The 25810-nt window shown below is 73.7% G+C and carries 23 protein-coding genes; 11 read left to right on the top strand and 12 right to left on the bottom strand.

Translation table 11 applies throughout. The features are described from left to right. The first annotated feature begins 314 nt into the window (after positions 1-314). Complete coding sequence (locus tag ACZ4K2_RS01535; protein WP_467472576.1) at positions 315-2654, top strand: peptidoglycan recognition protein family protein; 2340 nt, start codon at positions 315-317, stop codon at positions 2652-2654. Between the two features lie 140 nt (positions 2655-2794). Here ACZ4K2_RS01535 and ACZ4K2_RS01530 read toward each other — a convergent pair whose 3' ends face one another. After that, positions 2795-3406 (bottom strand): ScbR family autoregulator-binding transcription factor, encoded by a 612-nt coding sequence (locus ACZ4K2_RS01530; protein ID WP_467472578.1) that lies wholly within the window; start codon positions 3404-3406, stop codon positions 2795-2797. A 400-nt stretch (positions 3407-3806) separates the two neighbouring features. Between ACZ4K2_RS01530 and ACZ4K2_RS01525 the strand changes: the two genes are divergently transcribed. Continuing rightward, positions 3807-4517 carry an HAD family hydrolase gene (locus tag ACZ4K2_RS01525; protein WP_467472580.1) on the top strand — a complete coding sequence of 237 codons (711 nt, stop codon included), beginning with the start codon at positions 3807-3809 and terminating at the stop codon, positions 4515-4517. A 120-nt stretch (positions 4518-4637) separates the two neighbouring features. Here ACZ4K2_RS01525 and ACZ4K2_RS01520 read toward each other — a convergent pair whose 3' ends face one another. The 6 genes from ACZ4K2_RS01520 to ACZ4K2_RS01495 all read right to left on the bottom strand — a co-directional run bounded on the left by ACZ4K2_RS01520 (position 4638) and on the right by ACZ4K2_RS01495 (position 11466). Beyond that, entirely contained in the window at positions 4638-5345 is a 708-nt protein-coding gene (locus tag ACZ4K2_RS01520) for a hypothetical protein (protein ID WP_467472582.1), read from the bottom strand. 276 nt (positions 5346-5621) lie between these two features. After that, positions 5622-6092, bottom strand: coding sequence for a hypothetical protein (locus tag ACZ4K2_RS01515; RefSeq protein ID WP_467472584.1), 471 nt, complete (start codon positions 6090-6092; stop codon positions 5622-5624). A gap of 103 nt (positions 6093-6195) precedes the next feature. Then, positions 6196-6882, bottom strand: a complete 687-nt coding sequence (locus tag ACZ4K2_RS01510; protein ID WP_467472586.1) for a hypothetical protein — start codon at positions 6880-6882, stop codon at positions 6196-6198. Then, positions 6879-8531, bottom strand: coding sequence for a polyprenyl synthetase family protein (locus tag ACZ4K2_RS01505; RefSeq protein WP_467472587.1), 1653 nt, complete (start codon positions 8529-8531; stop codon positions 6879-6881). Before ACZ4K2_RS01505 ends, ACZ4K2_RS01510 begins: the two co-directional genes overlap by 4 nt. Further along, positions 8524-9609 (bottom strand): hypothetical protein, encoded by a 1086-nt coding sequence (locus tag ACZ4K2_RS01500; protein ID WP_467472589.1) that lies wholly within the window; start codon positions 9607-9609, stop codon positions 8524-8526. Before ACZ4K2_RS01500 ends, ACZ4K2_RS01505 begins: the two co-directional genes overlap by 8 nt. A 171-nt stretch (positions 9610-9780) precedes the next feature. Beyond that, positions 9781-11466, bottom strand: coding sequence for an NHL repeat-containing protein (locus tag ACZ4K2_RS01495; RefSeq protein ID WP_467472591.1), 1686 nt, complete (start codon positions 11464-11466; stop codon positions 9781-9783). 587 nt (positions 11467-12053) lie between these two features. Between ACZ4K2_RS01495 and ACZ4K2_RS01490 the strand changes: the two genes are divergently transcribed. Both ACZ4K2_RS01490 and ACZ4K2_RS01485 read left to right on the top strand, forming a co-directional pair. Then, positions 12054-12665: a hypothetical protein gene (locus tag ACZ4K2_RS01490; protein ID WP_467472594.1), complete on the top strand. Its 612-nt coding sequence runs from the start codon at positions 12054-12056 to the stop codon at positions 12663-12665. A gap of 21 nt (positions 12666-12686) precedes the next feature. After that, positions 12687-13553 (top strand): choice-of-anchor K domain-containing protein, encoded by an 867-nt coding sequence (locus tag ACZ4K2_RS01485; protein WP_467472596.1) that lies wholly within the window; start codon positions 12687-12689, stop codon positions 13551-13553. 288 nt (positions 13554-13841) lie between these two features. Here ACZ4K2_RS01485 and ACZ4K2_RS01480 read toward each other — a convergent pair whose 3' ends face one another. Further along, a complete protein-coding gene (locus tag ACZ4K2_RS01480; protein ID WP_467472598.1) occupies positions 13842-14297 on the bottom strand; it encodes a DoxX family protein in 456 nt (151 codons plus the stop codon). 591 nt (positions 14298-14888) lie between these two features. On the opposite strand from ACZ4K2_RS01480, the gene ACZ4K2_RS01475 reads away from it, so the two are divergent. From ACZ4K2_RS01475 to ACZ4K2_RS01455, 5 genes are all read left to right on the top strand, one after another. After that, positions 14889-15623 (top strand): lytic polysaccharide monooxygenase, encoded by a 735-nt coding sequence (locus ACZ4K2_RS01475; RefSeq protein ID WP_467472599.1) that lies wholly within the window; start codon positions 14889-14891, stop codon positions 15621-15623. An 83-nt stretch (positions 15624-15706) separates the two neighbouring features. Further along, positions 15707-16177 carry a DUF1877 family protein gene (locus ACZ4K2_RS01470; protein ID WP_467472602.1) on the top strand — a complete coding sequence of 157 codons (471 nt, stop codon included), beginning with the start codon at positions 15707-15709 and terminating at the stop codon, positions 16175-16177. A gap of 226 nt (positions 16178-16403) precedes the next feature. Beyond that, positions 16404-17375: a zinc-binding dehydrogenase gene (locus tag ACZ4K2_RS01465; RefSeq protein ID WP_467472605.1), complete on the top strand. Its 972-nt coding sequence runs from the start codon at positions 16404-16406 to the stop codon at positions 17373-17375. A gap of 556 nt (positions 17376-17931) precedes the next feature. Further along, positions 17932-18702 (top strand): GNAT family N-acetyltransferase, encoded by a 771-nt coding sequence (locus tag ACZ4K2_RS01460; RefSeq protein ID WP_467472607.1) that lies wholly within the window; start codon positions 17932-17934, stop codon positions 18700-18702. Then, entirely contained in the window at positions 18702-19592 is an 891-nt protein-coding gene (locus tag ACZ4K2_RS01455) for a lysophospholipid acyltransferase family protein (RefSeq protein WP_467472609.1), read from the top strand. The genes ACZ4K2_RS01460 and ACZ4K2_RS01455 overlap by 1 nt, the downstream gene beginning before the upstream one ends. 245 nt (positions 19593-19837) lie before the next feature. Here the strand turns inward: ACZ4K2_RS01455 and ACZ4K2_RS01450 are convergent, their stop codons facing one another. From ACZ4K2_RS01450 to ACZ4K2_RS01440, 3 genes are all read right to left on the bottom strand, one after another. After that, positions 19838-22168, bottom strand: a complete 2331-nt coding sequence (locus ACZ4K2_RS01450) for an ATP-binding cassette domain-containing protein (protein WP_467472612.1) — start codon at positions 22166-22168, stop codon at positions 19838-19840. 30 nt (positions 22169-22198) lie between these two features. Then, positions 22199-22393, bottom strand: coding sequence for an antitoxin (locus ACZ4K2_RS01445; RefSeq protein ID WP_467472615.1), 195 nt, complete (start codon positions 22391-22393; stop codon positions 22199-22201). Between the two features lie 70 nt (positions 22394-22463). Then, complete coding sequence (locus ACZ4K2_RS01440) at positions 22464-23477, bottom strand: LLM class flavin-dependent oxidoreductase (protein WP_467472617.1); 1014 nt, start codon at positions 23475-23477, stop codon at positions 22464-22466. Between the two features lie 123 nt (positions 23478-23600). Between ACZ4K2_RS01440 and ACZ4K2_RS01435 the strand changes: the two genes are divergently transcribed. Then, a complete protein-coding gene (locus ACZ4K2_RS01435; RefSeq protein ID WP_467472619.1) occupies positions 23601-24092 on the top strand; it encodes a phosphatase domain-containing protein in 492 nt (163 codons plus the stop codon). Between the two features lie 28 nt (positions 24093-24120). On the opposite strand, the gene ACZ4K2_RS01430 is transcribed toward ACZ4K2_RS01435, so the two are convergent. After that, positions 24121-24336: a dodecin gene (locus ACZ4K2_RS01430; RefSeq protein ID WP_467472621.1), complete on the bottom strand. Its 216-nt coding sequence runs from the start codon at positions 24334-24336 to the stop codon at positions 24121-24123. A 208-nt stretch (positions 24337-24544) separates the two neighbouring features. Between ACZ4K2_RS01430 and ACZ4K2_RS01425 the strand changes: the two genes are divergently transcribed. Then, positions 24545-25801 (top strand): extracellular solute-binding protein, encoded by a 1257-nt coding sequence (locus tag ACZ4K2_RS01425; protein ID WP_467472624.1) that lies wholly within the window; start codon positions 24545-24547, stop codon positions 25799-25801. Positions 25802-25810 lie beyond the last annotated feature (9 nt).

Raw genomic sequence — 25810 nt, 5'->3', positions numbered from 1 at the left:
GCGCGGCGAATCACCCCCACGCATGTGTTCATTCCGTGAAGGCGATCTTCCTATCATGGTTGAATCTTCATGGGAATGGCTTCCGGTGCACCTTCGACCGGTCGTTGGACCACTCTTCACCAGCGGTTTCGCGGTGGCTGGTGAGGAACGGGCCGGGCGTGGAGGCCCGGCGTCGGCCACGACCGTCCCGGCGGCGGCTGACATGTTCACATTGTGTAGAGTGTCGAGATTCCGGAGCTCGGCCCCGCCGCACCCGCACAGTGCGCGGGTTCCCAGGATGCTCCCAACTCACGACAAGGGGCGTGCAGTTCGGCATGAGAGCACATCGTTTCTGGGTCCCGGGCGTGGTCGTCGCGGCGGCCGTGTGCGGAACGCTGGCGGTGCAGGGGGTGCACGGGGGAACCGGCGGCGAGGGCGACGGTCCTCGCGCGACGGCCCACGGCCCGGTGCACGACCGGTTGCGGTCGACGGCGCTGAAGGTGAGCGGCGACGGGCGGTCGGCGACGCTGTCCCGGCGGTCCGTCAAGCCGTTCAGCCTCGTCGGGATCACCTGGCGGGACGGCTCCTCGACGCCGGCCGGCGAGGTCCGGGTGCGGACCCGCGCCGTCGGGTCCGGCACGTGGTCGGGGTGGCGGACCCTCGACGCCGACAGCGGCGCGGGTGAGCAGGGTGCCGCGCGCGGTGGCACCGAGCCCGCGTGGGTCGGACTCTCCGACGCCGTCGAGGCCCGCGTCGACGGGAAGGCGACCGCGAAGCTGCCCGACGGGCTCCGCCTCGACATGGTCACCTCCGGCGCCGCGAGCGGGGGCACGGGCGACGACGCCGAGCCCGCCGCCTACGCGGTGGACGGAACCGGGGAGCCCACGCCGTCCGCGTCCGAGTCGACCGTTCCCGACGAGACGGGCACCCCCGGCTCGCCCGACCCCGTCACCACCGATCCGGACACCACGGAACCGGCGCCCACGGACACGACGTCCACGGAACCGTCGCCCACCGAGCCCTCGCCCACGGACTCCGAGTCGGTGACGCAGTCACCGACCGGGACGCCGCCGGGTTCCCCGAGCGGCACCCCCGGCGGGACGGCGACCGCCTCGCCCTCGCCCTCGACGACGGCCCCCGCCCCACCGCCCTCCACGGCCCCCCGCCCGCCGATCACCGCCCGCTCCGGCTGGGGCGCGGACGAGTCGATCAGCCCCGAGGCACCGACGTACATCGACGGGAAGATCAGGGCGGTCGTCGTCCACCACACGGCCTCGACCAACGACTACACGTGCGCCGAGACCCCGTCGATCATCAACGCGATCTACACCTACGACGTGCGGACGCTGGACTGGAAGGACATCGGCTACAACTTCCTCGTCGACAAGTGCGGCACGGTCTACGAAGGCCGCAAGGGCGGGGCCGACCTCCCCGTCGTCGGCGCGCACGCCTACGGCTTCAACTCGCTGACCACCGGTATCGCCGTCATCGGCACCCACACCGACAGCGTGCCGCCGGCCCAGGCGATGACCTCGGTCGCCCGCGTCGCCGCCTGGAAGCTGGGCCAGTACGGCGTCGAACCGGACTCCGACGTCACGCTCACCGCCGCCCTCGGCGGCCAGAACCTCGCCGGCAAGACCTGGAAGCCGGGCGACCAGCTAGCCTTCCCGGCGATCCACGGCCACCGCGACGGCTACAACACCCTGTGCCCGGGCGACGCCTTCTACGGTGCCCTCAAGACCGTCCGGTCCCTCGCGGCCGGCCCGGTCACCGGCCTCGCCCTCGGCACGGTCACCGGCACGACCACGGTCGGCACGACCCCCTACACCAACGGCCCCCTGACGGTGACCTGGTCCGCCACGACCCCGAAGGAGCTCATCTCGTCCTTCGAGGTCCTCGTGGACGGCAGGACCGCCGTCACCGTCCCGGGCACGGCGGCCTCCGCCAAGCTGACCCTCGGCGCGGGCACGCACCAGGTGCAGGTGAGGGCTACTCACCAGTCCGGCCGGACCGCCACCAGCGCGGCCCGTACCGTCGTCGCCGACACCGCCGCACCGACGTTCACCACCAAGCCGAACCTCGCCCTGCGCACCGGCACGGTCAACACCGCGGCCGTCCCGCTGACCCTCGGCTGGAAGGCCGCCGACGACGTCTCGCTGAAGGAGACGCGGCTCCTCGCGCCCCTGGCCAAGACGTACGGACCGACGGTCGGCAGCGCCGCGCACACCGCCAAGTCCGGTGCCGCCACGACCTGGACGCTCCGCGCCTACGACACCGTCGGCAACTCCGCCGCCGCGTCGGTGGCGGGCACACCGGTGATCCTCCAGGAGACCTCGGCGAAGCGGGCGGGGACCTGGGCCGTGAAGTCCTCCGCCAACTACCTGGGCGGCGCGTCCCTCACCAGCAGCACCAAGAACGCCTCCCTCACCTGGACCTTCACCGGTCGCTCGGTGGCCTGGACGGTGTCGCGGGCCGCGACCTCCGGGCAGGCCGACATCCGGGTCGACGGGACGAAGGTCGCCACCGTCGACCTCAAGTCCGCCACCACCGCCTACCGCAACGCCATCTGGGTCAAGAACTGGACGGCCGGCGGCAAGCACACCGTGCAGATCGTGGTCAGGGGCACCACCGGGCGTCCCACCGTCACGACGGACGGGATCGTCTACCTGAAGTAGCGCCCCCGCCGCCGAAGGCCCGGGAAACCGGTCCCGCCCCACCGAACCGGCGGGACGGGACCGCGCCCGCACCCGGTTCCGCCGGCTGACGGCGCGCGGTCGCGCCGTGCCCGGCCGTGGCGGGCCGGGACCGGCAGGGGTCACCGTCGCGTCGTCAGGTCCTCGCGCACCGGCTGCGGCCTGAGCGAGGGCAGGGTCAGCTGCCACCAGTCGGTCAGGCGGTCGGTGACGACCGCCGTGCCTTCGAGCGCCTCGGTGAGCGCGCACAGGCCGAAGAAGGCGCGCACCAGGGTGCGGGCCGTGCGGGCGGGGCGGACGTGCGCGCTCAGGTGGCCGGCGTGCCGCGCCTGCGCGAGCAGGCGCGTGGCGGCGGCGGTCCACAGCGCGAAGGGGTCGGGCAGCGGCGCGTTGATGGTGGCGCGTTCGGCCCACAGGCGGGCACCGGCCCGCGTCACCGGGTCCTCGGCGAGGGCGTGGGCGATGTCGTAGCTGAGGGCGACGAGACGCTCGACCGGCGGGACGGCCTCGTCCGCGTACCGTGCGGCGAGCTGCGTCCAGGTGGCGAACCGGTCCTCGACGACGGCGACGGCGATGCCCTCCTTGCCGGCGTAGTGGAAGTAGACGGCGCCGCTGGTCCGGCCCGACCGGGCGCTTATGTCGTTGACGCTGGTGGCCGCGTAACCCTGTTCGGCGAAGAGCTGGGCAGCCGCCTCCAGCAGCGATTTGCGGGTTGCCTTCGCCCGTTCCTGCAACGTTCCGTCCGCCCTCGCTCGGTGCTCCGCCGGCCATGAATTTAGTGCGCCAGCGTACGCCTGGAGCAAAAGCGGGTCACACGCGTGTGGTAATTAAGCATTTCTTTCGAAGGGGAACGCGGGAGAGTGGTAATGGGCCTGGGTCCCACCGGGCCCACCCGGTCCGCGCCCACGTGTCAACTGATGTGTTCCGCAAGTGGTGTTGAGGGAGTCGACCGATGGGCGCCCGTTGCCGTCGCCGCACCGCCATACGCCCGCATCCCGGCGCCGTCGAGTCACTCAATAGGGTCATTGCCCGAATTGCCGGGACGGAAATAACGTAGCGACCACTATCTTTCCGTTTCCCGTGGATAGTCGGAAATGCCGCATGCCAATGCGTACGGACGCATAGGAGGCCCCTGTGACCACCACGGCTCACAATCTGCTCGACTGGTCGCCCGAAGCCGTCGTCTTCGACTGCGACGGCACCCTGATGGACAGCGAACGCCACTGGCAGGAAGCCCGCAGCCGGGCCTTCCGGGAGTACGGGCTCCAGACGCCGCCGGGGTTCGCGGAGCAGGCCGCGGGCCTGCACTACGAGGATTGCGGCCGGCTGATGGCCCGGTCGGTGCGCAAGCCCGAACTGACGGAAGGCCTGACGGCCGCGCTCCTCGACCACTTCCTGGCACTCGTCACCGACGACCCGGTGACGATGCCGGGCGCGGTCCAGTTCGTCCGGCTGCTCTCCGGCCGGCTGCCCCTGGCGGTGGCCAGCAACTGCCCGCGGGTGGTGGTGGAAGGCAGCCTGGAACGGGCGGGACTGCGCGGGCACTTCGAGCACATCGTGGTCCCCGACACCGGGGACCAGGTACGCCCCAAACCGCACCCGGACGTCTACGCCGTGGCGGCCAGGCTCTGCGGTGTCCGCCCGCACCGGGCGCTGGCCGTCGAGGACTCCCTGACCGGGGTGGAGGCGGCCCGCCGCGCCGGACTACGGGTCCTGGGCGTCGGACCCCGGCCGCGGGGCGACGGCGCCGACCGCGCCCACCTCTGGCTGCCGGCGCTGCACGACCCCGCACTGCTCACCTGGACCCACTCCCGCGTCCCCCCGAGACCGGCCCCGGAGCCATAGGGCCTCTCGTCCGGGTCACGCCGGGCTCGCGGGGTGATCCGAACGGGGCCCTGGGATGACGCGGAGGCCGGCGGGACCCCTGACGGGGCTAGCCGGCCTCCGCGTCACCTCGTCGTCCGGCTAGCCGAGGATCGACGAGGATCCGCAGCCGAGGCTGGCACGGCTGGCGACGGTGAAGCTGATGCTCCCGGTGTTCTCCCAGATGTTGTTGATGTTGGCGAACAGCCACCTGGTCGTCAGGCTGTGGTCGGCCGAGGAAAGGGTGGCCGTCCGGCCCTCGGTCCCCGGCCGGATGCGGAACGTGACCAGGGTGTCGCCCAGTTTCGCCGGCGGCGTCTCCTGGGCGCTCAGCGTGGTCCCGGCGAGGCTGCCCGGCCCCGTCACCGACTCGACCTGGGCCACCGCCATGATCGACGCCAGGTTGACCCGGTGGACGTGGTACTGGGCCCCCAGGGGGTTGCGGGTGGTCTCGGGACGCCACCTGAAGGTGAACGTCGACCCCGGTGCGATCCGCCCGCCGAACGGGTTCGGGGAGTTCGATTCGTGGATCACTCCCTCGCCCAGTCGGGCGCCGAACACGTTCCGCCAGTAGAACCGCGGGTTGAGCCACGCGTTCCCCGGCTGGATGCACTCAGGCTCCTTCACCGCCGCGACCGGGGCCGCCGCGGCCGGCTGCCCCTGCGCAGCGGCGGCGGTCCCCGGGAGCGACGCCCCCAGCAGCATCGCCGCGACCAGCGTCCCCAGCCCCCACACCCCGCGCCGCGTGCGCGGCACCGGCGAGGCGGTCTCCCCGTTCCCGACCGCCACGCTGATTCCTGCTTCGTCCACGTTCGAGCCTCTCTCTGTCACCGATGACGTTCCGGGCGAACCGGCTTGTGACGCGTCGTCAGATACCGGTTCACGTCGAGCATGCGGGTGGGGACCGTGACGTGCGGAGGGGACATGCCTGTGCGTCCGGCACGATCACTCGAATCCCACGGCGGGGTCCGGCCGTACGGCCCGGCGGGGGCGCGCACGGCACGCGGCCCGCCGAACGGCTCGCGGCCCGCCGATGGCTCGCGGACCGGCCGGCGAGCCACCGACGGGCCGCCCGTCGGACGGGGATCAGTCCTCGTCGGGGTCGAGGACGCGTCCCTTGAGCTTGATCGGGCTGGCGGCACCCACCTTGAGCTGGCCGTCGGTGTAACGGCCGGGCGTCGCGCCGTCGACGGCGGTGACCTGGGCCGCGTAGCCGAGGGCCTCCTGGTTGCTGGCCAGGTAGGGGTTGTGGGTGAAGGTCAGCGTGCGGCCACCGTCACCGAGGGTGCCCTGGGTCGTCTTCATGTTGCCCTTGGCCTGGAGCGTGTTGACGTCGTGGTAGGCCCACGAGAGCCAACTGGTGAACACGAAGCCGGTGGGCGCCTTCAGGCTGATGGTGATGTCACCGGGGTTCACCGGGTCGGGGACGGTGCTGAGGATGCCGAAGCTGAGGTGCGCCGGAACGCCCCCCGGGGCGTCCTCGACGATGCCCTGCTGGAGGATGTACAGCTTGTTCTCGGAACCCGGTTGGACCGGGGCCTGCGTCTGCGTGGCCATGTGTTTCCCTTCTGTGGATGGGCTTCCGCGTGGGCGGTTCCGCCGGCGGCGGTCTTGGGGCGCCCGCTCGTGCACCGTCGGGACCGGCGACGGCCGCGGTGAGCTAGGCGGAGGGATCGGAGGCGCTGGGGGCGTGTTCGGCCAGGAGGGGGCCGAGGACGGCGAGGGCGCCCAGCATGATGTCCTCGTAGAGGTAGAAGCCCCCTTCCAGGGGCGGCGGTTCGGCCTCGCCGTCCTGCGGGGCGGGCTCCGGCGGGACGGCGTGTCCGCTGTCGTCGTCGGTCCCGGCCGGGGCAGCGGGCGCGCCGAGCAGATCGGTGAGGTCCTGCGCGGCGCCGAGGAAAGCGGTGCGGGCGGTGGTGGCCAGCAGCCGCAGGGGGAGGTCGAGGGCGGCGGCGGTGCGCTGCCCGGGGACCAGGTGCGGCGCGGTGTCGGCCCCGGAGGTGGTGGCGGCGAGCCACTGCACGGGCACCGTGCAGGCGGAGACGATCCGCTCGGCCGGCATCAGGGGCGGCGGGTCGCCGTCAACCATGAGGTCCTCCCACTCCATGAGGTCGAAGAGGAACTGGCCGCCCTTGTAGAGGGGCCAGGGCCGGACGGTGTCGAGGAGCAGTCGGGCGCGGTCGGGGTCGCCGCGGCGCAGCGCCACACCGTGGCGGGCGAGCGTGCACAGGCACTGGCGCAACGCGCCGTTGACCTGGCCGAGGAAGGCGAAGGCCCGGTGGTCGACCGGGAGCAGGGGGCCGGCGTCGGTGGAACCGGCGGGCGGGGGCGTGGTTGACGTGGTCACAGTGGCCTTGAGGTGACGTAGTGGGCGATCTGCCGGAGAACGGCTTTGCCTTCGTTCTCGGGGATGATCCGGAGGTCTGCTTCGAAACGGGCGATGCCTTCGGCGGCGAGCCGGTCGGCGAGGTCGGTGGCGTACTCGATGGAGCCGTGCCGGCGCATGGCCGCGAGGAGTTCCTCGGCGTGCTGCTGGGTCTTGTCGGTGCGGCGACGGCGCAGGACGTCGAAGAGCCGCGGCCGTTCGTGGGGGTGCGCGGTGCGGAAGAGGTGGATCAGCATCACCGTGCGCTTGCCTTCGAGCAGGTCGCCGAGGGGCTCCTTGCCGTAGAGGGACTCCTCGCCGACCAGGTTGAGGATGTCGTCCTGGATCTGGAAGGCGATGCCGATGAGCCGGAACGCCTCGTCGAAGCGGCCCAGCACGGACGGGTCGGTGACGCCCGCGCAGACCGCGCCGATGCGGCACGGGCTCATGCACGTGTACCAGCCGGTCTTCTTGGTGCTCATCGTGAAGTAGGCGTCGTCGGTCCCGGGCACGGTGTCGTGGCGGATCCAGCCCAGTTCCATGGCCTGCCCCTCGATGGACTCCCGGCACATGTGCACGGCCTCGTGGATGAGGCCGAGGGTGCGGGCCAGGCCGAGTGTCGCGAGGTTGGACAGGACGGCGTCCACCGCGAGGAGGTTCAGCCCGTCGCCGACGTTGATGGCCAGGCCGACGCCGTGCTCCTCGTGCATGGTGGGCAGGCCGCGCCGGTGCGTGGACTCGTCGGCGATGTCGTCGTGGACGAGGAAGCCGTTGTGGAACAGTTCCAGCGCGGCGGCGGCGCGTACGGCGTCCTCGGGGCGGCCGCCGAACGCGGCGCAGGCCGCGATGGTCAGGGTGGGCCGCAGGCCCTTGCCCTGCCGGGCGGGGTAGGAACGCATGAGGTCGTACAGCTCGGCGCGGGGTTCCCGGTCGGGCAGGAGCCGTTCGATCTCCTCGTTGGTGCGGGCCCGGCACCGGCGCATGGTCGCCATCAGGTCGGCGTCGCGGACGGTGTCCTCCAGCGACCAGTCGGTGCTGGTGCGGCCGTCCCACAGCATGCGCGGGGCCGTGACGGTGGTGTCGCCGATCAGCGCGGGCGGCGCGGCGGTGTCCTCGGGGGAGTGCCGGGCGAGGTGGTCCAGCGCCGTCCAGCCGACCGGATCGGCGGCCGGCGCCCGGGTGGCGGGCGTCGCGGAGCCCCACAGCCGCGGTGCCCGCTCGCGGTAGGTGCCCCACAGTTCCTGCATGCTGCGCAGCCCGGCCGCGCGCTGGGACAGCAGGGTGAAGGCACGCCACACGGCGAGGGTGTCGTCCCGGTCGCCGCGTACGTCGAGGCTGTCGGGCAGCACCTGGTCGATGGGTTCCCGCTGGAGGTCGAAGAGCAGGTTCATCGCCCGGTTGTCGAAGGCGGCCTCGACGTCGGGATCGGTGCAGCGGTCCCGGGTCACGACGATCCGGCTGTGCCGCGCGGTGAGCGTGGCGTGGCTGCCGTCGTTGAAGTGCAGGCCGAGCCGGATGTCGCGCAGTTCGTCGGCGGCCGCGGCGAGGATGGCCGGCGCCCGGTCGGACAGGGCGGCGACGGTCTCGTCGAGCAGCCGGGCACCGGTGAACGCGGGCATGGTCTCAGTCATGGGCACCGCCGGCGAACTCCACGATGCCCTGGGTGCTGAAGCCGATGCGGCGCCCGCCGACCCGGCCCTCGACGGTGCACGGGCCGAGGGTCTCGTGCACGCTGAACGGGCGCAGGCTGGTCTCCGACGGGTTGGCGATGCGGCCCGCCGTGTGCGAGCGGAAGTCGAGGACGAGCCGGTCGTCGCCGAGCCGGGCGGTGATCAGCAGCCGGCCCGGCACCGCGGCCATCGACGGGGTGGCCAGCAGGTCCGCCAGCGGGGGAGTCACGGCGACCCGGTCACGGTCCAGGCTGCCGCTGACCGCGACCTGGAGGTTGCGGCGGGGGAAGTGCCGGATCATCCGTCCGTCGCGCCAGAGCATCACCGACCCGTTGGCCGCGTCCGCCGGGTGCTTCGGCTGGATCAGGGTGAAGACGACCGCCGAGGGCGGAGCGGCGTCGCCGGGCCCTGACGGGTCGTTGACGAATCCGAACACCCAGCCGCCGAGGGTGGTCCAGGACCACCGGCCGCGCACCCGCTCGTGGTAGCCCAGCAGTTCGGTCTCCGTGGCCGCGCCGTCGCCGTGCCGCAGGGTCCCGGTGCCCAGCACGCCCGGCTCGGACTGCCACCGCAGGTGCTGGTCCTCGCCGAACGGTGCGCACTGGGAGGTGCATGGCCTGCTGGTCCGGGTCAGCCGTACGTCCGCCGCGGGCGCCGCCGACCTGGCCGCCACCCGGAAGGCGCCGGGCTCGCCGTGCCGGTGCGGCAACCGGAAGGCCGACCAGGGCAGTTCGGGCTGGTCGGCGTTGAACTGGGTCGAGCTCCAGCCGTGCCCCTCCCCGTAGACGAGCAGGATGGCCATGTGCTGCCCCTCGGCGGCCGTGCCGGTCCCGCTGCGCCGCCCGGTGACCGGGGCACCCGGATCCGCGAGGACGGCCCCGGTGGAGGAACCCAGGACCGACAGGTTGGCGATCAGGGCCTGCCGGCCGCAGCGGGACAGGAACGCGTAGTGCAGCCACTTGCGGTCCAGCGGGTGGGTGAGGGGAGCGTCCGGGAAGGGGCCCGGGGGGCCGAGTCTTGGCGGAGAGGGAGCGAACACGATTCGAAAGGTAACTCACCGCATGCCATCCATCACAACTTGTGACGTTCGGGCGGGTGACGCGGGAGCAGAGAAACGTTTAGTTATTGCTGAGGGGTTTGGGAGCGGGGAGAGCCGCCCCGGACGGGGTGCGCCTCGGGGGCGGCTCGGCGGGCACCGTGCCGGTGCCGGTCAGTCGTCGTCGTCCAGGACGCTCGCCTTCAGACGCACCTCGGGCCGGCCCGCGACCACCGCCCGGCCGTCGGTGTACCGGCCCGGCTCGGCGTCCGGCAGGGCCCGGACGCCGAGCGTGTAGACCAGGGCCGCCGCCGGACGGTCGGGGGTGTTCAGGCGGGGCGCGTCGGTGACGGTCAGCGACCTGCCGCCGTCCCGCAGGGCCGCCGCCGGTTCGCCGCCCGGCAGCACCGTACGGTCCGCGCGGTAGTACGCGCAGGTCACCAGCCCGTCGAAGGCGAACCCCGTCGGAGCCGTGAAGCGGTGCTCCACCGGCCCCGGCGCCCAGGGGTCGGTGGACGAGACCCGTACGTGCAGCAGCTCGTGCCCGCCGCGCGGCACCTCCACCCCGACCTCCTGGCGGACCAGCAGCTCCGCGTCGTCCCGGGCCCCGCCGCCCCCTTCGGACTCCCGCTCCGGTTCCGCCTTGTGGCCCCGCTGGTCTTCTTCCGATTCCCGTTCCTGCTCCCGCTTCTCGTCCTCTTCCGGCTCGTCGACCGGGGTGGGGGCGGTGGTGAGGGGCAGGGCGGCGACGCGGTGGTGGAAGTTGTCCGCCACGAGCAGCCGGCCGGCCGGGTCGACGGCGAGGCCGCACGGGTAGGCCAGTGAGCTCCCGGGGGCGGCATCGGCCGTGCGCCCGGCCCCGGGGTCCTCGCCCGCCGTCGGCTCCGGCCCCGCGAAGACCCGGGCCGCTCCGTCGGCCAGCCGCCACACCCGGTGTCCGTTCAGGTCGGCGACGTAGACGGCTCCCTGTCCGTCGACGGCCACCGCGCACGGTGCGTCCCAGTCGGCCTCGGTGCCCCCGCCGTCCGCGCCCGGCGGTCCGGCCAGGCCCCGGAGCGTTCCGTCCGTGTCCAGCGCCAGCACCCGGCGGCCCACCGGGTCGGCGATGAACAGCCGCCCGGCCGCGTCGGCCGCCAGACCCGCGGGCAGGAACGCCTCGCCGGCGTCGGCCGGGCCGGGGCCCGCAGGCCCCCCGGACGCCGCGACGACCGTGCCGATGACACCGTCGCGGCCGACCCTGCGCACCCTGGGGACGCCCGCCTCGCCGATGTACAGCACTCCGGTGCCGTCCACGGCCAGGGCGCAGGGGGCGTCCAGCCGCGCCTGTCCGGCGGGTCCGCCGTCGCCGTCACCGCCGCGGGTGCCCTCGCCCGCGACGGTGCGGATGACGCCCGAAGGATCGATGCGGCGGACCCGGTGGTTCATCTCGTCGGCCAGGAACAGGGCACCGTCCGGGCCGGCCGCGACCGCGACCGGGAAGCCCAGCCGGGCGCGCACGGCCTCCGCGCCGTCCCCGGCGAAGCCGCGCATCCCGTCCCCGGCGACCGTGCTCAGCACGCCGGGGCCGTCGATCCGCCGGATGCGGTGATTGGCGTGGTCGGCGACGAACACCGACCCGCCCCACACGGCCACGTCCGCGGGGAAGGCCAGCCGGCCGTCCGGCGCGGGGCCGCCGTCCCCGGAGAACCCGGCCGTACCGTTCCCCGCCACGGTGACCGGTGCGCCGGCCCCGTCCGGGGAGCCCGTGTCCGCACCGCGAGCGGTAGCGCCCTGCCGGGCCGGGGTCTGCGCCGTCACGCCGACACCGCCCGGCACCGCGGCGGCCGGGCCCCCGTGCCGCCCGGTTCCCTCCCTCGCCACGCCCGCGTCTCCCGCATGTCCGTCTCCTTCCGGGCCGTCGTCGGTACGCCCTCTGCATACCGGCCGGGCCTCCACCGGGGGAGCGGCGCACCGCGCGCACCACCCGCACGAGGGAGGACCCGCCCGGCGGGGTGCCGGGCGGGTCCGGGGAGGTGCACGGAGGCGGGCGGCGGGGCGCGCACGCCGAAACGGGGGCGTGTACGCCGTACAGGGGGCGCACGTAACTTCCTCCCTGCACCCCTATGTACCCAGTGCTTCGAATCCACTCGAACAAGTGAGGCAGGATCGATCCCTCATTCGCGGATGGGGGAATCGCGGCATACCTCCCGAGAGTCCGGGTTAACGATTGGTGCGGATGACGGCCCGAGTGCGCGCCGCAACGGCTGTGAACGGCCCTTCCCCAAGCCATGGGAGGGCGCGGCCCGCGTTCGGTGCCCGCCGCCGCTCCCCGCGGGCGTCCCGGCGTCCGGTGAGTTCCGCGGTGTCCGGAGCCGGGACCGGCCCGTGTCCCAGGGCGGGTGAGCGCCCGGTCGTCCCCTTTCCACTTTCCACCGCACGCTTCGAGCACGAGTCCAGGAAGGACGCAGATGGCCACCGAGGTGAACTCCAAGAAGGAAGCCTACAAACGGGGTGAGGACCAGGGGCGCGCCGACGCGCTCGCCGGAAAGCCGCACGCCGGCCCGCCGCGCGACGGCAAGCGGGCCGAGAAGGACCAGTACGCCAACGGCTACGACTGGGGTTACGAACAGGGCCGGGCGCAGAAGCTGGACCTCGTGGTGTGGCAGGAGGGCGGCGTCGAGGACGCTCCCGGCGGTCTCGGCACCACCGTCAACGTCTGCGTGCGCACGCCGAACTGGAGCGAGACCGTAGACGCCGGCGAACGCGACCACATCTTCACCGCGCCCACCGGGTTCCGCTGGAACGGCGTGGTGGGCGCCCAGTACAAGCGCATGGACCAGACCACGGGCGGCAATCTGCCCCCGGTCCAGGCCAAGGTCAGTGACGACGGGCGCACGCTCACCTTCAGCTACCACGTGCACCTGAACACGAGCGGCGAGGACAAGGACTGCCTCGTCTACACCTGCGGCCTCGAAGCCGCCGACGGCGCCAGGCCCGGCCGCTTCACCGACGGCGTCGCGCAGGTCGGATCCGCGCCGCCGGCCAAGATCAAGGCCGAGGTCATCGAGGACGAAGACTAACGAGAGCAGGAGTCAGCCACCATGACCACCGTCGTCACTTCCGGCGTCTTCCCGTCCACCAGCCCGGCCGTCACACCCATCGACGGCCTGGGCACCGCGGACGTCAGGTGGGGCAGCAGCGGGTCCCAGAGCGGTTACCAGTTCCGGGGCGCGGCCGCGGACGTCGAGCTCGACGGCACCGAGTTCGTCGTCGGTACCTTCGTGCACCGCAACCTGCCCACCAGCGTCAGCACGGAGCAGTTCGACGTCCAGCTCCGCATCAACGTCATGTTCGAGGACGGCAGCACCACCGACCTGGACTTCGCCTTCCACCACCACGAGACCCCCAACACCACCGGCAGCAGCCCGGTCGACGACGACCTGGTCGACCTCCAGACCTTCGTCCACCCCCAGCCCGTCACGATCGGCGGCAAGCAGTACCGGGCGGTGCTGAGCGGCTTCAAGCGGGGCGGCCAGATCGTCCGGCAGTTCCGCAGCCCCGAGGGCGGTGTCAACTTCGCAGAGGTCGTCTGCATGTTCACCGCCGAAGAGCCCGACGTGATCATCTCCGACCTGCGGTACCTGGGCACCGGCCCCGGCCAGGCCGACGAGTACGTCGAGATCTTCAACCAGGGCGCCGGGCCCCAGGACCTGACCGGCTGGGTCGTGGAGTCCAAGCCCACCGGTCGCGACTTCCATTTCCCGGCGGGGACGGTCATCGAGCCAGGCCAGCGCTACCGCATCTACACCAACGAGACCCACCCGCAGTTCGGGGGCTTCACCTTCGGCTCCTCCCAGCAGGTGTGGCGGGACCAGGGCGGCATCGCCCGGCTGGTCGCGGCCGACGGCCACGTCCCGGACCAGTACCCCTACCTCGACCGGGGGTTCAACAAGACCGGTACGCCGTAACCAGGGCGCGTCCGTCTACGGCGACCGGGTGCGGCCGTCACGAGCATCACCCGGTCGCGGACTGCCGGGGACCCGCCGTCCGGGTTCCCGGCCTCGTGCGCGCCGTCAGCCGGTGTCCGGAGTCGGCTGCCTGCCCGACTCCCGCCGTCGGCGGGGAATGCGATCAACCGGGATCCGGTCCGGTGCCCGGCGGCGCCGACCAGGACGGCGCCCCGGCCACGGGGGCCTGCGCCGCCGCCCCGGCCGCGCGACCGGTGATCGTGTGCCGGGGTGACGTCGGCCGTTCGCTCAGACGGATGTCGTCGTGTTCCGGGACCACACCGAACCGGTCGGCCTGGCACCGGGCCGCCGGCGGGTGGGCACCACGGACTCCAGTGCCCAACGGCCCGGTCCGAGGGCGGCGATGAGGAGGAAGGACCAGCAGAACATGGCCGCCGCCTCTCCGCCGTTCTCGATGGGGAGCAGCGCGTGAGCCTGGTGCACGTCGAAGTAGGCGTACGCCATGGAACCCGAGCACAGCAGGGCGGCGATGCGGGTCTCCAGACCGCACAGCACCAGTAGCCCGCCGACCAGTTGGATGACCGCGGCCCACCAGCCGGGCCATTCCGCCAGGCGCGGGGTGGCGCCGACCGGGCCGCCCAGGACGCCGAACAGGGTGGCGGCTCCGTGGCAGGTGAACAGCAGCCCCGTGACGATCCGGAACAGGCCGAGCGCGGATGCCTTGCTTCGTTCCAGCGCTTCCATGGGGGTACTCCTCTCTCGCGCAGCGGCCTGGGGGGCGCTGCGCCGCGGTGGGGGGGGGAGGCGGAATTTCGCTTGTGGTCGTGTCGGCCGGACGGCTTCGGCGCATGGTGGCCGGAGTGTGCTCCAGCGGGTGGCGCGCGGTGCCCGCCTGCGCTTTTGTGGGGCGCGGCGCGGCGGGGCAACGGTGGGGAAGCGGTTTCGGTGCCGTCCGGCGGCACGTTGGTGTAGACGCACTGTGAACCATTCCAGCCACCTTGTCTAGACCAATAGCCGGAAAAGATTCGGGGTCGGGAGGCGCCGGGAAGGGCCTCCGTTTTTTTGGGGCGAGCACTCTTGACCGGGCCGGGCGCGGGGCTATGGTCTAGACCTAGTGGGTGCAGGTCCAGACCTGTGCCGACCCCTGCCCGGTCCCGTGGTGTCGGTCGCGCCACGACGGGGCGCGCGTCCCGCGCGTCCCGTCGTCGCCGTGTCCGCGCACCCCGCCCGGCCCGGCGGGATGCGCGGCCGGGGCGGACCGCGCACCCCGCGGGACCGGCACGGCCGGACCGCACGGGCGCCGTTTCTCGATCCCCTTGAAGGAAGTGACGTGGCATGGACACGAAAAGACGAGCAGCTTTCGCGATTGGTGCGCTGGTCGCTCCGGTGCTCGCCGTCAGCCTCCCGGCCAGCTCGGCCAGCGCCCACGGCTGGGTGACACTGCCCACGAGCCGGCAGCAGCAGTGCGCCGAGGGCGTCGTCTCCTGCGGTCAGATCAAGTACGAACCGCAGAGCGTCGAGGGGCCCAAGGGTCTCCAGAGCTGCAGCGGCGGACACGCGGAGTACGCCGAGCTCGATGACGACAGCAAGGGCTGGAAGGTCACGCCGGTCGGTACGTCGGCGACGTTCACCTGGCACAACACGGCCCGGCACGCCACCGCGAACTGGCAGTACTTCATCTCCGGCCAGAAGGTCGCCGAGTTCGCCGGCAACAACCAGCAGCCGGGCGCGGACATCAGCCACCAGGTGAACTTCGGCAACTTCACGGGCCGTCAGAAGGTGCTGGCGGTCTGGAACATCTCGGACACCGCCAACGCGTTCTACTCCTGCGTCGACGTCAACATCGGTGGCGGCAGCGGCGGTGGCGGCGGCACCGGTGGCGGCAACGGCGGCGGCGGTGGCGGCAGTGACACCTGCACCGCGCCGGCCTGGGACTCCGCGCGGATCTACAACGGCGGTGAGACCGTGTCCTACGGCGGCCACAACTGGCGCGCCAAGTGGTGGGTGAGCGGCGACAAGCCCGGCACCACCGGCCAGTGGGGTGTCTGGGAGGACCTCGGGGCCTGCTAGCGGCCCGGGCCGGGGAGCGCGTCCCCGGCCGGGAAGCAGCCGTCCGGAGCCGGTTCCGGCCCCGGACGCGGCACGGCCTCCTGGTGCGCGCCGGGCGTCAGCGCCCGCGCACCGGGAGGCCGTGCCTCCACGCCCCGGCGGCCCGGCGGCCGCCGACTGTCGGTGCCGCCGGGTACGGGATCTGGGACTCCGTCAACGACCTCTACGCCGCGGCCGATGCCCTGCCCGGTGAGTCCGGTGAGTCCGGTGAGTCCGGCAGGCCGTGGACGCTGCCGGTCTACGGCGGGCGCCCCGTGGCACACGGCGCCGGTGCCGACACCTCGAACCCGCCCCTGATGCTCCTGGAGCCGCCCGGGGTGGCGCGAGCGGCGGAGTTCCTCGCGCGTGTCTCCTTCGACGAGCTGTGGGCCGCCGTCGGCGCCCGGCTCGCCGGCCACGGATGGGACGAGGCGGAGGCCAGGCAGGAGTTCGTCGGCCTGCACGGGGGCCTGCGGGAGTTCTACGGGCGGGCGGCCGCGGCGGGTCACGCCGTGGTCAAGGCGGTGTGGGCATAAGGGGTTCATGAGGAGATGCCCCGGTCCGCGACGCACGGCACGGCCTGATCCGCCCTGGTCCGAGCGGAGCCGGGCGCACGGCACGGGGGCCGGCGGTGTCCGGAGGGAACGCGCAATGGCGTCCCGCCGGTCCCGGTCGGCCTGGCCTTGACCTCAGGTGTGCTTGAGGCCGGAGGCTCGCAGGTGCGGTGAACCGCCGCACCGAGTCGTCCCGCCTGGGGGTCCCATGTACGCCGTCCGTCTGCACGCCTTCGGCCCGGCCGAAAACCTGGTCCACGAGGAGGTGGCCGATCCGGTCCCGGGTCCGGGTCAGGTGCGGATCGCCGTCGCCGCCGCGGGGGTGCACCTGCTCGACACCGCCCTGCGGGAGGGGCACCAGGGACCGCTGCCCGAGCTGCCCGCCTTGCCGACCGTGCCCGGCCGGGAGGTCGCGGGGGTGGTGGACGCGCTCGGCACCGGTACCGACGGCGGTTGGCTCGGCCGGCGCGTGGTGGCCCACCTGGGGATGGTGCCCGGTGGCTACGCCGAACTCGCGGTCACCGGGACCGAGCGCCTGCACGCGCTGCCGCAGACCCTGGACTTCGCCGCCGCCGTCGCCATGATCGGCACGGGGCGCACGGCGCTGGGCATCGTGCGGTTCGCCGAACCCGGTCCGCGGGACGTGGTGGTCGTACCCGCCGCGGCGGGCGGCATCGGGACACTGCTCGTGCAGTACGCCGGGAACGCCGGGGCGACCGTGATCGGACTGGCGGGCGGCCCGGAGAAGACCGCCCGGGTGCGGGCGAACGGCGCCGACCTCGCCGTCGACTACACGGACCCCGGCTGGCCGGCCGAGGTGCGCGCGTACCTCGGCGGGCGGGCGGCCACGCTCGTCTACGACGGTGTCGGGGGAGACGCCGCCCGGGAAGCCGTCGCCCTGCTCGGGCCCGGCGGCCGGCACCTGGTCTTCGGCTGGTCCGCCGAGGGTATCGACGGAGGCCGGGGCCACTTCGTCGAGGGCGTCTCGCAGTCCGTCCTGGGCCCGGAGATGCTGCGGAGGTCGGGCGGCCTGCGCGCCCTGGAGCTGCGCGCGCTCGACGAGGCCGCCCGGGGCCGGCTGCGCCCCGCGGTCACCCGCTTCCCGCTCGCGGACGCGGCCGCGGCGCACCGGGCGCTGGAGCGGCGCGGCACGATCGGCAAGGTGGTCCTGGAACCGTGAGCCACCGGGCGCCCCGCCGCACCGGCGGCCCGCTACGGCTGTCGCACACGGCGCCTCGTCCGTCACCAGGTGAGCCGCCCCTCGCCGCGCGGGGCGGCATGAGGGGGAGGGGGCCTCGGCCGCCCTCCCCCGTCACGCGGTGTGCCGCCGGATCAGCCCGCGACCGGCTCCGTGGACGCGCTCGTCACCGAACCGCCCTGGTGTCCGGCGCGGTGGGCGATCACCCGCACGGTGATCCTCCTGCCACTCTGGGCCGCCTTCAGCACCAGCGAGGACTTGGTGGCACCGCGCCGGACTCCAGGCGCCGGCCGACGCCTTCAGCGTCCTTCCCACCTTCGTTCCAGGGAGCGGTCGCACACGCGTACGACACGGGTGTGCGGAGGCCTGCGGGGCGCGAGGCGCGTGCGGGGGGCGCGGTGCCCGCCGTTCAGCATCCCCACATCCGCTCTCCCGGCACAGGTCACGCACCGGTCAACCGGCGTCGGGAGAACTGAGGCGGCGGGTCGTGCGCATCCGGCCCGCCGCTCGCCGACCGGCCCGTGACCAGGAGAGAGCCATGACCGGCGTTTCCACCCTCGACCGTCCGCCGCAGCCCGCGGCACCCACCCGCTACACCGTCACCCTAGCCCGCGACGAGGCCGACGTGCGCGCCGCCCAGCGGCTGCGGCACGACGTCTTCGCCGGGGAGATGGGGGCGTTGCTGGCCACCGCCGAGCCGGGCCACGACGTCGACGCCTTCGACGCGTACTGCGACCACCTCCTCGTGCGCGACACGGTGACCGGGCAGGTCGTCGGCACTTACCGGCTGCTGCCCCCGGAGCGGGCCGCGGTCGCCGGCCGGCTCTACTCGGAGGGCGAGTTCGACCTCGGCCGGCTCGACGCGATCCGTCCCGGACTGGTGGAGGTCGGCCGCTCCTGCGTCCACCCCGACCACCGCGACGGTGCCGTCATCGGCCTGATCTGGGCCGGCATAGCCCGGTACATGACCGACCGGGGCCACGAGTGGCTCGCGGGCTGCTGCTCAGTGCCGCTCGCCGACGGCGGCGCCCTCGCCACCGGCACCTGGAGCCGGGTCCGCGCCAAGCACCTGGCGCCGCAGGAGTACCGGGTCCGGCCGCTGCTGCCGTGGGTGCCGAACGCCGAGGCGCCGGCCGGCCGCACCGACCTCCCGGCGCTGCTGCGCGGCTACCTGCGCCTCGGCGCCTGGGTGTGCGGCGAACCCGCGCACGACCCCGACTTCGGCGTTGCCGACCTGTACGTCCTGCTGTCGATGCGCCGGGTCAACCCGCGCTACCTGCGGCACTTCCTCTCCCTCGTCCCGGCCTGATGAGCGTCTGGCTGCCCACCGCGCCCTGCACCCCGGGCGCGTGCGTGGAGCGCTCCCGCACCGTCGTGCCCGTACCGCGTGCCGTGGCGCGGCTCGCGGTGGTCGCGGCGCTGGCGCTGGCCGGGGTCGTGCTCTCCCCGTTCGGCCGGAGGATCCCGGCCGAGTGGGTCAGGCGGTGGTGCCGGATGATCGTCCGGGCCGTCGGGGTCCGGGTCCGGATCACCGGCACCGCCGCACCGGCCGGCGGGCTGCTGCTGGTCGCCAACCACGTGTCGTGGCTGGACATCCCGCTGCTCACCGCCGTACGCCCGGCCCGCATGCTGGCCAAGACCGAGGTACGGCGGTGGCCCGTGGCGGGGGCGCTGGCCGCGCACGGCGGGGCCCTGTTCATCGAGCGGGACCGGCTGCGGGCGCTGCCCGGCACGGTGGCCCGGATCGCCGGTGTCCTGCGCGAGGGCGCCGCGGTGACCGCCTTCCCCGAGGGCAGCACCTGGTGCGGGCGCGCGCACGGCCGGTTCCGCCGGGCCGTCTTCCAGGCGGCGCTCGACGCGGGGGTCCCCGTCCAGCCGGTGTCCCTGCGCTACCGGCGCCTGGACGGCGGCCCCGGCACCGCGGCGGCCTTCGTGGGCGAGGACAACCTGCCGGCCTCGCTGTGGCGGGTGGCCCGGACGCGCGGTCTGGTCGCCGAGGTGGAGGTCCGGCCGGTGATCGCGCCGGGCGCCCACCCCGACCGCCGCGGCCTCGCCCACGCGGCCCAGCCGGTAGCCCCCGAGCCCGCCTGGACCCACGCGGCCCTGGTCGCGAGCGTGCCGACGGCACCGCGGGGCGGGCGCTCACGGACAGGCGCACCCGGAGCCGCCGCGCCGCCCCTCCGCCTCCCGACACCCTGACCGGCCCCAGCCCGGACGCACCACCGAAGCGAACCCGCGCGGCCCGGCGACCGAACCGGCCACCCGGGACCCGGCCGGCGGCGCGGCGGGCCCCTCCGGAGCCGTCCGCCCCCGGCGCGGATCGCCCGGCTTCGCGGGCGCAGGCCCGCGCCGAGCCGGGCCTGCCCGTCCCGCGCGGGCCCGAGCCCTTTCCCGCCGCGCGCCAGGCGGACGCCCCCCCGCCAGTGACTCGGCCGGTTCGGTGGTCAGGGCAGGACGCGGGCCAGGTACGGGGCCGTCGCGCTGTCTTCGGTTCGGGTGATCGTGGCCGGGGGGCCCGCTGCCACGATGCGGCCGCCTCGGTCGCCGCCGCCCGGGCCCAGGTCGATGACCCAGTCCGCGCCCGCGACCACCGTCATGTCGTGTTCGACCACGACGACCGTGTGCCCGGCGTCGACCAGCCCGTGCAGCCGGTCCACCAGGACCTCCACGTCCGCCGGGTGCAGTCCGGTCGTCGGCTCGTCCAGCAGGTAGAGCGTGTGGCCGCGGCGCCCGCGCTGGAGTTCGCTCGCCAGCTTGATCCGCTGGGCCTCCCCGCCGGACAGCTCGGTCGCGGGCTGGCCGAGCCGCAGGTAGCCGAGGCCCACGTCGAGCAGGGTGCCCAGGCTCCGGGCGGCCGCCGGGATGTCCGCGAAGAACTCCGCGGCGGCCTCCACGGTCAGGTCCAGCACCTCGGCGATGCTCCGTCCCCGGTACGAGACCTGGAGCGTCTCGGGGTTGTAGCGGGCGCCCGCGCAGTCCGGGCAGGGCGCGTAGGTGCTGGGCAGGAACAGCAGCTCCACGCTGACGAAGCCCTCGCCCTGGCAGGTCTCGCAGCGCCCCCCGGGCACGTTGAAGGAGAACCGCCCGACCCCGTACCCGCGTGCCCGCGCCTCCTCCGTGCCCGCGAACACCTTCCGTACGACGTCGAACAGGCCCGTGTAGGTGGCCAGGTTGGAGCGGGGGGTGCGTCCGATGGGGCGCTGGTCGACGCGGACCAGGCGCTCCACCCCGAGCACGTCCTCCGTCAGCTCGCCGACGAGCGTGGACTTCCCGGAGCCGGAGACACCGGTGACGGCGGTGAACGCGCCGAGCGGGAAGCGGGCCGTCACCCCGCGCAGGTTGTGCCGGGTCACCGGGCCGACCGTCAGCCAGCCGCGGGGCTCGCGCACCTCACGCGCCGGGCCGGGCGACTCGTCGAAGAGGTACACGGCCGTCGCCGAGTCCTCCACCGAGGCCAGTTCGGCCACCGGCCCGCTGTACAGGACGCGCCCGCCGTGCTCACCCGCGCCCGGCCCCACGTCGACCAGCCAGTCGGCGCCGCGCACCACGTCCAGGTGGTGCTCCACGACGAACACCGAGTTCCCCGCGGTCTTCAGCCGGTCCAGCACGGTCAGCAGCGCCTCGGTGTCCGCCGGGTGCAGTCCGGCGGACGGCTCGTCCAGCACGTAGACCACGCCGAACAGCCCGGAGCGCAACTGGGTGGCGAGCCGCAGCCGCTGCAGCTCGCCCGCCGACAGCGTGGGAGTGGCCCGGTCCAGGCTGAGGTAGCCCAGGCCCAGCTCGACGACCGGCGCGATCCGGGACTTCAGGTCGGCGGTGAGCACCCGGGCGGTCTCGGTGCCGCCGTCCAGGAGCCCCGCCAGGTCGGTCAGCGGCAGCGCGGCCAGTTCGGCGATCGTCCGCCCGCCGAAGGTCACCGCGAGCGCCTCGGGCCGCAGCCGGCTGCCCCGGCAGACCGGGCAGGGCGCGCTGGTCAGGAAGCGTTCCGCCTTCGCCCGCAGGGTGGCCGACCTGGTGTCGGAGAACGTCTTCAGCACGTACCGGCGGGCGCTCGTGTACGTGCCCTGGTACGGCCGCTGGATGCGGTCCGCGTCCCGGACCGGGTGGACGGTGACGACCGGCTGCTCGTCGGTGAAGAGGATCCACTCGCGCTGGGCCGCGGGCAGCTCGCGCCAGGGCCGGTCCACGTCGTACCCGAGCGTGTCCAGGATGTCCCGCAGGTTCTTGCCCTGCCAGGCGCCGGGCCAGGCCGCGACGGCGCCCTCGCGGACGGACAGCGAGGGGTCGGGGACCAGCAGCTCCTCGGTGGTGTCGTGGACCCGGCCGAGGCCGTGGCAGCCCGGGCAGGCGCCGGCCGCCGTGTTCGGCGAGAACGCGTCGGAGTCGAGCCGTCCGGCACCCGGCGGATAGCTGCCGGCGCGCGAGAACAGCATGCGCAGCGAGTTGGAGAGGTTGGTGACCGTGCCCACCGAGGAGCGCGAGGTGGGGGCCGAGCGGCGCTGCTGGAGCGAGACCGCGGGCGGCAGCCCGGTGATCTCGCCGACCTTGGGCGCCCCGACCTGGTGGATCAGCCGGCGCGCGTACGGCGCGACCGATTCGAAGTACCGCCGCTGCGCCTCGGCGTAGACGGTGCCGAACGCCAGGGACGACTTGCCCGACCCGGAGACGCCGGTGAACACCGCCAGCACGTCCCGGGGGATGTCCACGTCGACGCCCTTGAGGTTGTGCTCGCGGGCGCCGCGGACGCGGACGCAGGGGTCGTGGGAGCTGTGCATCCGGGGAACTCTATCCGCCCCGGTGGGCCGCTACTGCGGAGGGTGGCCCCGGTCCTGCGGCCGGGTGCCGAACTCGTCCCTCAGCTTGTCCTGACCGGTGTCGACCTGCGAGCGGTACTTGTTCCCGGTGCGCTCGTCGACGTAGTCGCCGCCCTTGTCGATGCCCTTGTCGGCCATGCCCTCGTGTCCCTTGAGCATGCCCTTGATCTTGTCCATGAAGGACATGGCAGCCCTCCTCGTCGGTTCCAGGCTTGCCTTCCCAGGGTCACCGGCCGGGCCGGGCTCCGCATCTTGATCAGGCCGCCGGGACCGGTGCGAAGAGCGCGGCGAGCCGCCGCAGGCAGTCCAGCAGAGCCGTGCGGTCGTAGGTGCTGGTGGTCACCAGGACCTCGTCGGCGCCGGTCTCCGCCAGCACGGTCTCCAGTTCCCGGGCCACCCGGCCCGCGGCGCCGGCGACGTGCCCGGCGAGGCCCGACTCGTAGAGCTCGCGTTCCCTCGCGGTCATGGCGCGGGCCTCGACGGACTCGGCGGGGGCGAGCGGCGGGAACGTGCCGTGGGTGCGGGAGTGCGCCATCGACCAGGCCTCGGGCACCAGCAGGCGCCGTGCCCCGGCGTCGGTGGCGGCGACGGCGACGGTGCCGGAGACCACGACGTACGGCTCGGCCGCCCAGGGGGAGGGGCGGAACAGGGAGCGGTACTCGTCGATGCCGCGGAGCATCTTCGCGCGGTGGCGCAGGTCACCGATGACCATGGGCAGGCCGGCGCGGGCGGCGATCCGCGCGCCCTCGCCCATGGCCAGCACGAACGGCGGCACCCGCAGCCCCTCCGCCGGCCGCGCGTGCACGCCGGCCGGTGAACCTACCGTGAACCAGTCCAGCAGTTCGCCGAGCCGCGCCGCGAAGTCGTCGGCGTCCCCCTTGTCCCGGCCGAGCGCCTTTCGCACCCCGTCCGTGAAGCCGACGGAGCGGCCGAGCCCCATGTCGACGCGCCCCGGGAACAGCGACTCCAGCACCCCGAACTGCTCGGCGACGACGAGGGGCTGGTGGTTGGGCAGCATGACCCCGCCGGTGCCGACCCGGATGGTGCGGGTGGCCGCGGCGACCGCGGCGGCGAGCACGGTCGGCGCGGAGCCGGCGACGCCGGGCACCCCGTGGTGCTCGGACACCCAGAACCGGTGGTAGCCGAGCGCCTCGGCCTCCCGCGCCAGTGCGACGGTGTCCCGCAGCGCCTCCCCGGGCGGGCGGCCCTCGCGGGTGCGCGAGCGGTCGAGGAGGGAGAACCGGGTCCGGGCGATCACTGAGCTGCTCACCCAGGGTTCAACGCCCTCGCGCGCCGGGGATTCCCGGGCCCGCGGTCCGGCGGGTGCCGGACGGCGGCAGCGGGTGCGGGCCGGCCCCGGCCGGGGGCGACGCGGCCTGGCTAGGGTGGGTCCGTGAACGACAGCACCCGGCGGCCGATCGCCGTGTTCGACCTCGACAACACGCTCGCCGACACCGCCCACCGCCAGCACTTCCTGGAGAGCCGGCCGCGGAACTGGAAGGCGTTCTTCGCCGCCGCGCCCGCGGACCCGCCCCTCGCGGAGGGCGTGGCGCTGGCGGCGCGGACCGCGCGGGAGTGCGAGATCGTCTACCTCACCGGCCGCCCCGAGCGGTGCCGCCGGGACACGCTGGAGTGGCTCGCCGCCCAGGGGCTGCCCGAGGGCCGGGTGCACATGCGGGGCGACGCCGACCGCAGGCCGGCCCGGTTCACCAAGCTGGAGATCCTGCGCCGGCTCGCCGGGACCCGCGAGGTGCGGGTGCTGGTGGACGACGACGAGCTGGTGTGCGACGACGCCGAGCGCGCCGGGTTCACCGTCGTACGGGCCCGCTGGGCCGCCGAGTCCGCCGCGCTGCGGGATGCGCAGGAGCGGGAGGGCCGTACCTGATGGTCCGTCAGAAAGCGGGCCCGGGGGCTCAGTCGCCGTCCTCGATGCGGAAACCCACCTTCATTCCCACCTGGTAGTGCTCGATCCGCCCGTCCTCGATCTGGCCGCGGATCTGGGTCACCTCGAACCAGTCCAGATTGCGCAGGGTCTGGCCCGCGCGGGAGATGCCGTTGCGGATGGCCTGGTCGAGGCCCTCGTGCGAGGTGCCGACGATCTCGGTCACCCGGTAGGTGTGGTTCGACATGCGGGTGCTCCTCTCGTGTCACGCCGTATCCACCGTGCCGTATCCGGGCTCGGTCCGCACGGCGTCACGAAGTACCCTTCGGTAGCGCTTGACCTAAGCATTGGTACATACCAAAATCCCACCACACCCGTACGAGCCAGTGCGCTTCCCCCCACGTCGGGCCCATCCCCCCTGTGCCAGCACCCAGCCAGACAGAACAGGACCCCTCGTGAGACGTCGCCTGCTTGCCCTCATCTGTGTCACCGGCTCCCTCGTCAGCGGCTGCGGGCTGCTTCCCGGCGACACCGAGCGCAAGACCGTCACCGTGTGGCTGATGAAGGACAGCGCCTCCAAGGAGTTCCTCCAGCGTTTCACCGAGGACTTCGAACGCACCCATGACGACCTGCGCCTGGACATCCGCATCCAGGAGTGGACCGGCATCGTGGAGAAGGTCCGCACCGCGCTCAAGGGCCACTCCGGCGACGGCCCGGACGTCATCGAGGTCGGCAACACCCAGGTGCCGCTGTACGCCGACGGCGGCCGGCTCGCGGACCTCACCCTGGAGTCCATGCGGGACTGGGGCAAGGACAAGTGGCTGCCCGGCCTCGCCCAGCCCGGCAAGGACGGCAACAAGCAGTACGGCATCCCCTGGTACGCGGCCAGCCGGGTCGTCATCTACCGCAAGGACCTCTTCGAGCAGGCCGGGATCAGCCGCCCGCCGAGGACCCGCGAGGAGTGGCTCACCGACACCGAGAAGCTCGACTCGGGCGGCAACCAGGGCATCTACCTGGCCGGCCAGGACTGGTACACCCTCTCCGGGTTCATCTGGGAGGAGGGCGGCGAGCTGGCCGAGGAGAAGGACCACGAGTGGCGCGGCGCCCTGGACAGCCCCGAGGCGCTGCGCGGCATGGACTTCTACCGGCGGCTCCAGGCACTGGGCGACGGCCCGGTGAACGCCGACGAGCAGCACCCGCCGCAGGCCGGGATCTTCGCCCGCGGCAAGGTCGCGCAGATCATCGCCGTACCCGGTCTCGTGCAGTCCGTCTTCCAGCAGAACCCGGCCCTCAAGGACAAGCTGGGCTTCTTCCCCGTGCCCGGCCGCACCGCCGGCCGGCCCGGCGCCGTCTTCACCGGCGGCTCCGACCTGGTCGTCCCGCAGAACACCGACGACCAGTTCGCCGCGACCACCGTCGTGGGCGCGCTCACCGGCGCCAAGTGGGACACCGAACTCGCCCGCACCATGAACTACGTGCCCAACAAGACCACGCTGGCGAGCGCGGTCGCGAGTGAGGAGGGGGTCGCCGCCATGGCCGCGGGCGCGGCACACGGACGGGCGACCCCCACCACACCTCAGTGGACCGACGTCGAGGCCGACAACCCGATCAAGCAGTACATGACCCGGGTGCTGGGCGGCGCGGACCCGGCGACCGAGGCGCGCCGCGCCTCGCGGAAGATCACCGAGGCGCTCGTCCCGGACGTCCGCTGAGCCGTCCGG

The organism is Streptomyces sp. NPDC025833 (assembly GCF_055558055.1).
This window is presented reverse-complemented; position numbering and strand designations above follow the sequence as displayed.

Coding starts and splice junctions, on each gene's coding strand:
- ACZ4K2_RS01535 (WP_467472576.1), top strand. CDS start 315: ATGAGAGCACATCGTTTCTGGGTCCCGGGCGTGGTCGTCGCGGCGGCC.
- ACZ4K2_RS01515 (WP_467472584.1), bottom strand. CDS start 6,092: ATGGCCACGCAGACGCAGGCCCCGGTCCAACCGGGTTCCGAGAACAAG.
- ACZ4K2_RS01505 (WP_467472587.1), bottom strand. CDS start 8,531: ATGACTGAGACCATGCCCGCGTTCACCGGTGCCCGGCTGCTCGACGAG.
- ACZ4K2_RS01490 (WP_467472594.1), top strand. CDS start 12,054: ATGGCCACCGAGGTGAACTCCAAGAAGGAAGCCTACAAACGGGGTGAG.
- ACZ4K2_RS01485 (WP_467472596.1), top strand. CDS start 12,687: ATGACCACCGTCGTCACTTCCGGCGTCTTCCCGTCCACCAGCCCGGCC.
- ACZ4K2_RS01480 (WP_467472598.1), bottom strand. CDS start 14,297: ATGGAAGCGCTGGAACGAAGCAAGGCATCCGCGCTCGGCCTGTTCCGG.
- ACZ4K2_RS01475 (WP_467472599.1), top strand. CDS start 14,889: ATGGACACGAAAAGACGAGCAGCTTTCGCGATTGGTGCGCTGGTCGCT.
- ACZ4K2_RS01465 (WP_467472605.1), top strand. CDS start 16,404: ATGTACGCCGTCCGTCTGCACGCCTTCGGCCCGGCCGAAAACCTGGTC.
- ACZ4K2_RS01460 (WP_467472607.1), top strand. CDS start 17,932: ATGACCGGCGTTTCCACCCTCGACCGTCCGCCGCAGCCCGCGGCACCC.
- ACZ4K2_RS01455 (WP_467472609.1), top strand. CDS start 18,702: ATGAGCGTCTGGCTGCCCACCGCGCCCTGCACCCCGGGCGCGTGCGTG.
- ACZ4K2_RS01450 (WP_467472612.1), bottom strand. CDS start 22,168: ATGCACAGCTCCCACGACCCCTGCGTCCGCGTCCGCGGCGCCCGCGAG.
- ACZ4K2_RS01445 (WP_467472615.1), bottom strand. CDS start 22,393: ATGTCCTTCATGGACAAGATCAAGGGCATGCTCAAGGGACACGAGGGC.
- ACZ4K2_RS01430 (WP_467472621.1), bottom strand. CDS start 24,336: ATGTCGAACCACACCTACCGGGTGACCGAGATCGTCGGCACCTCGCAC.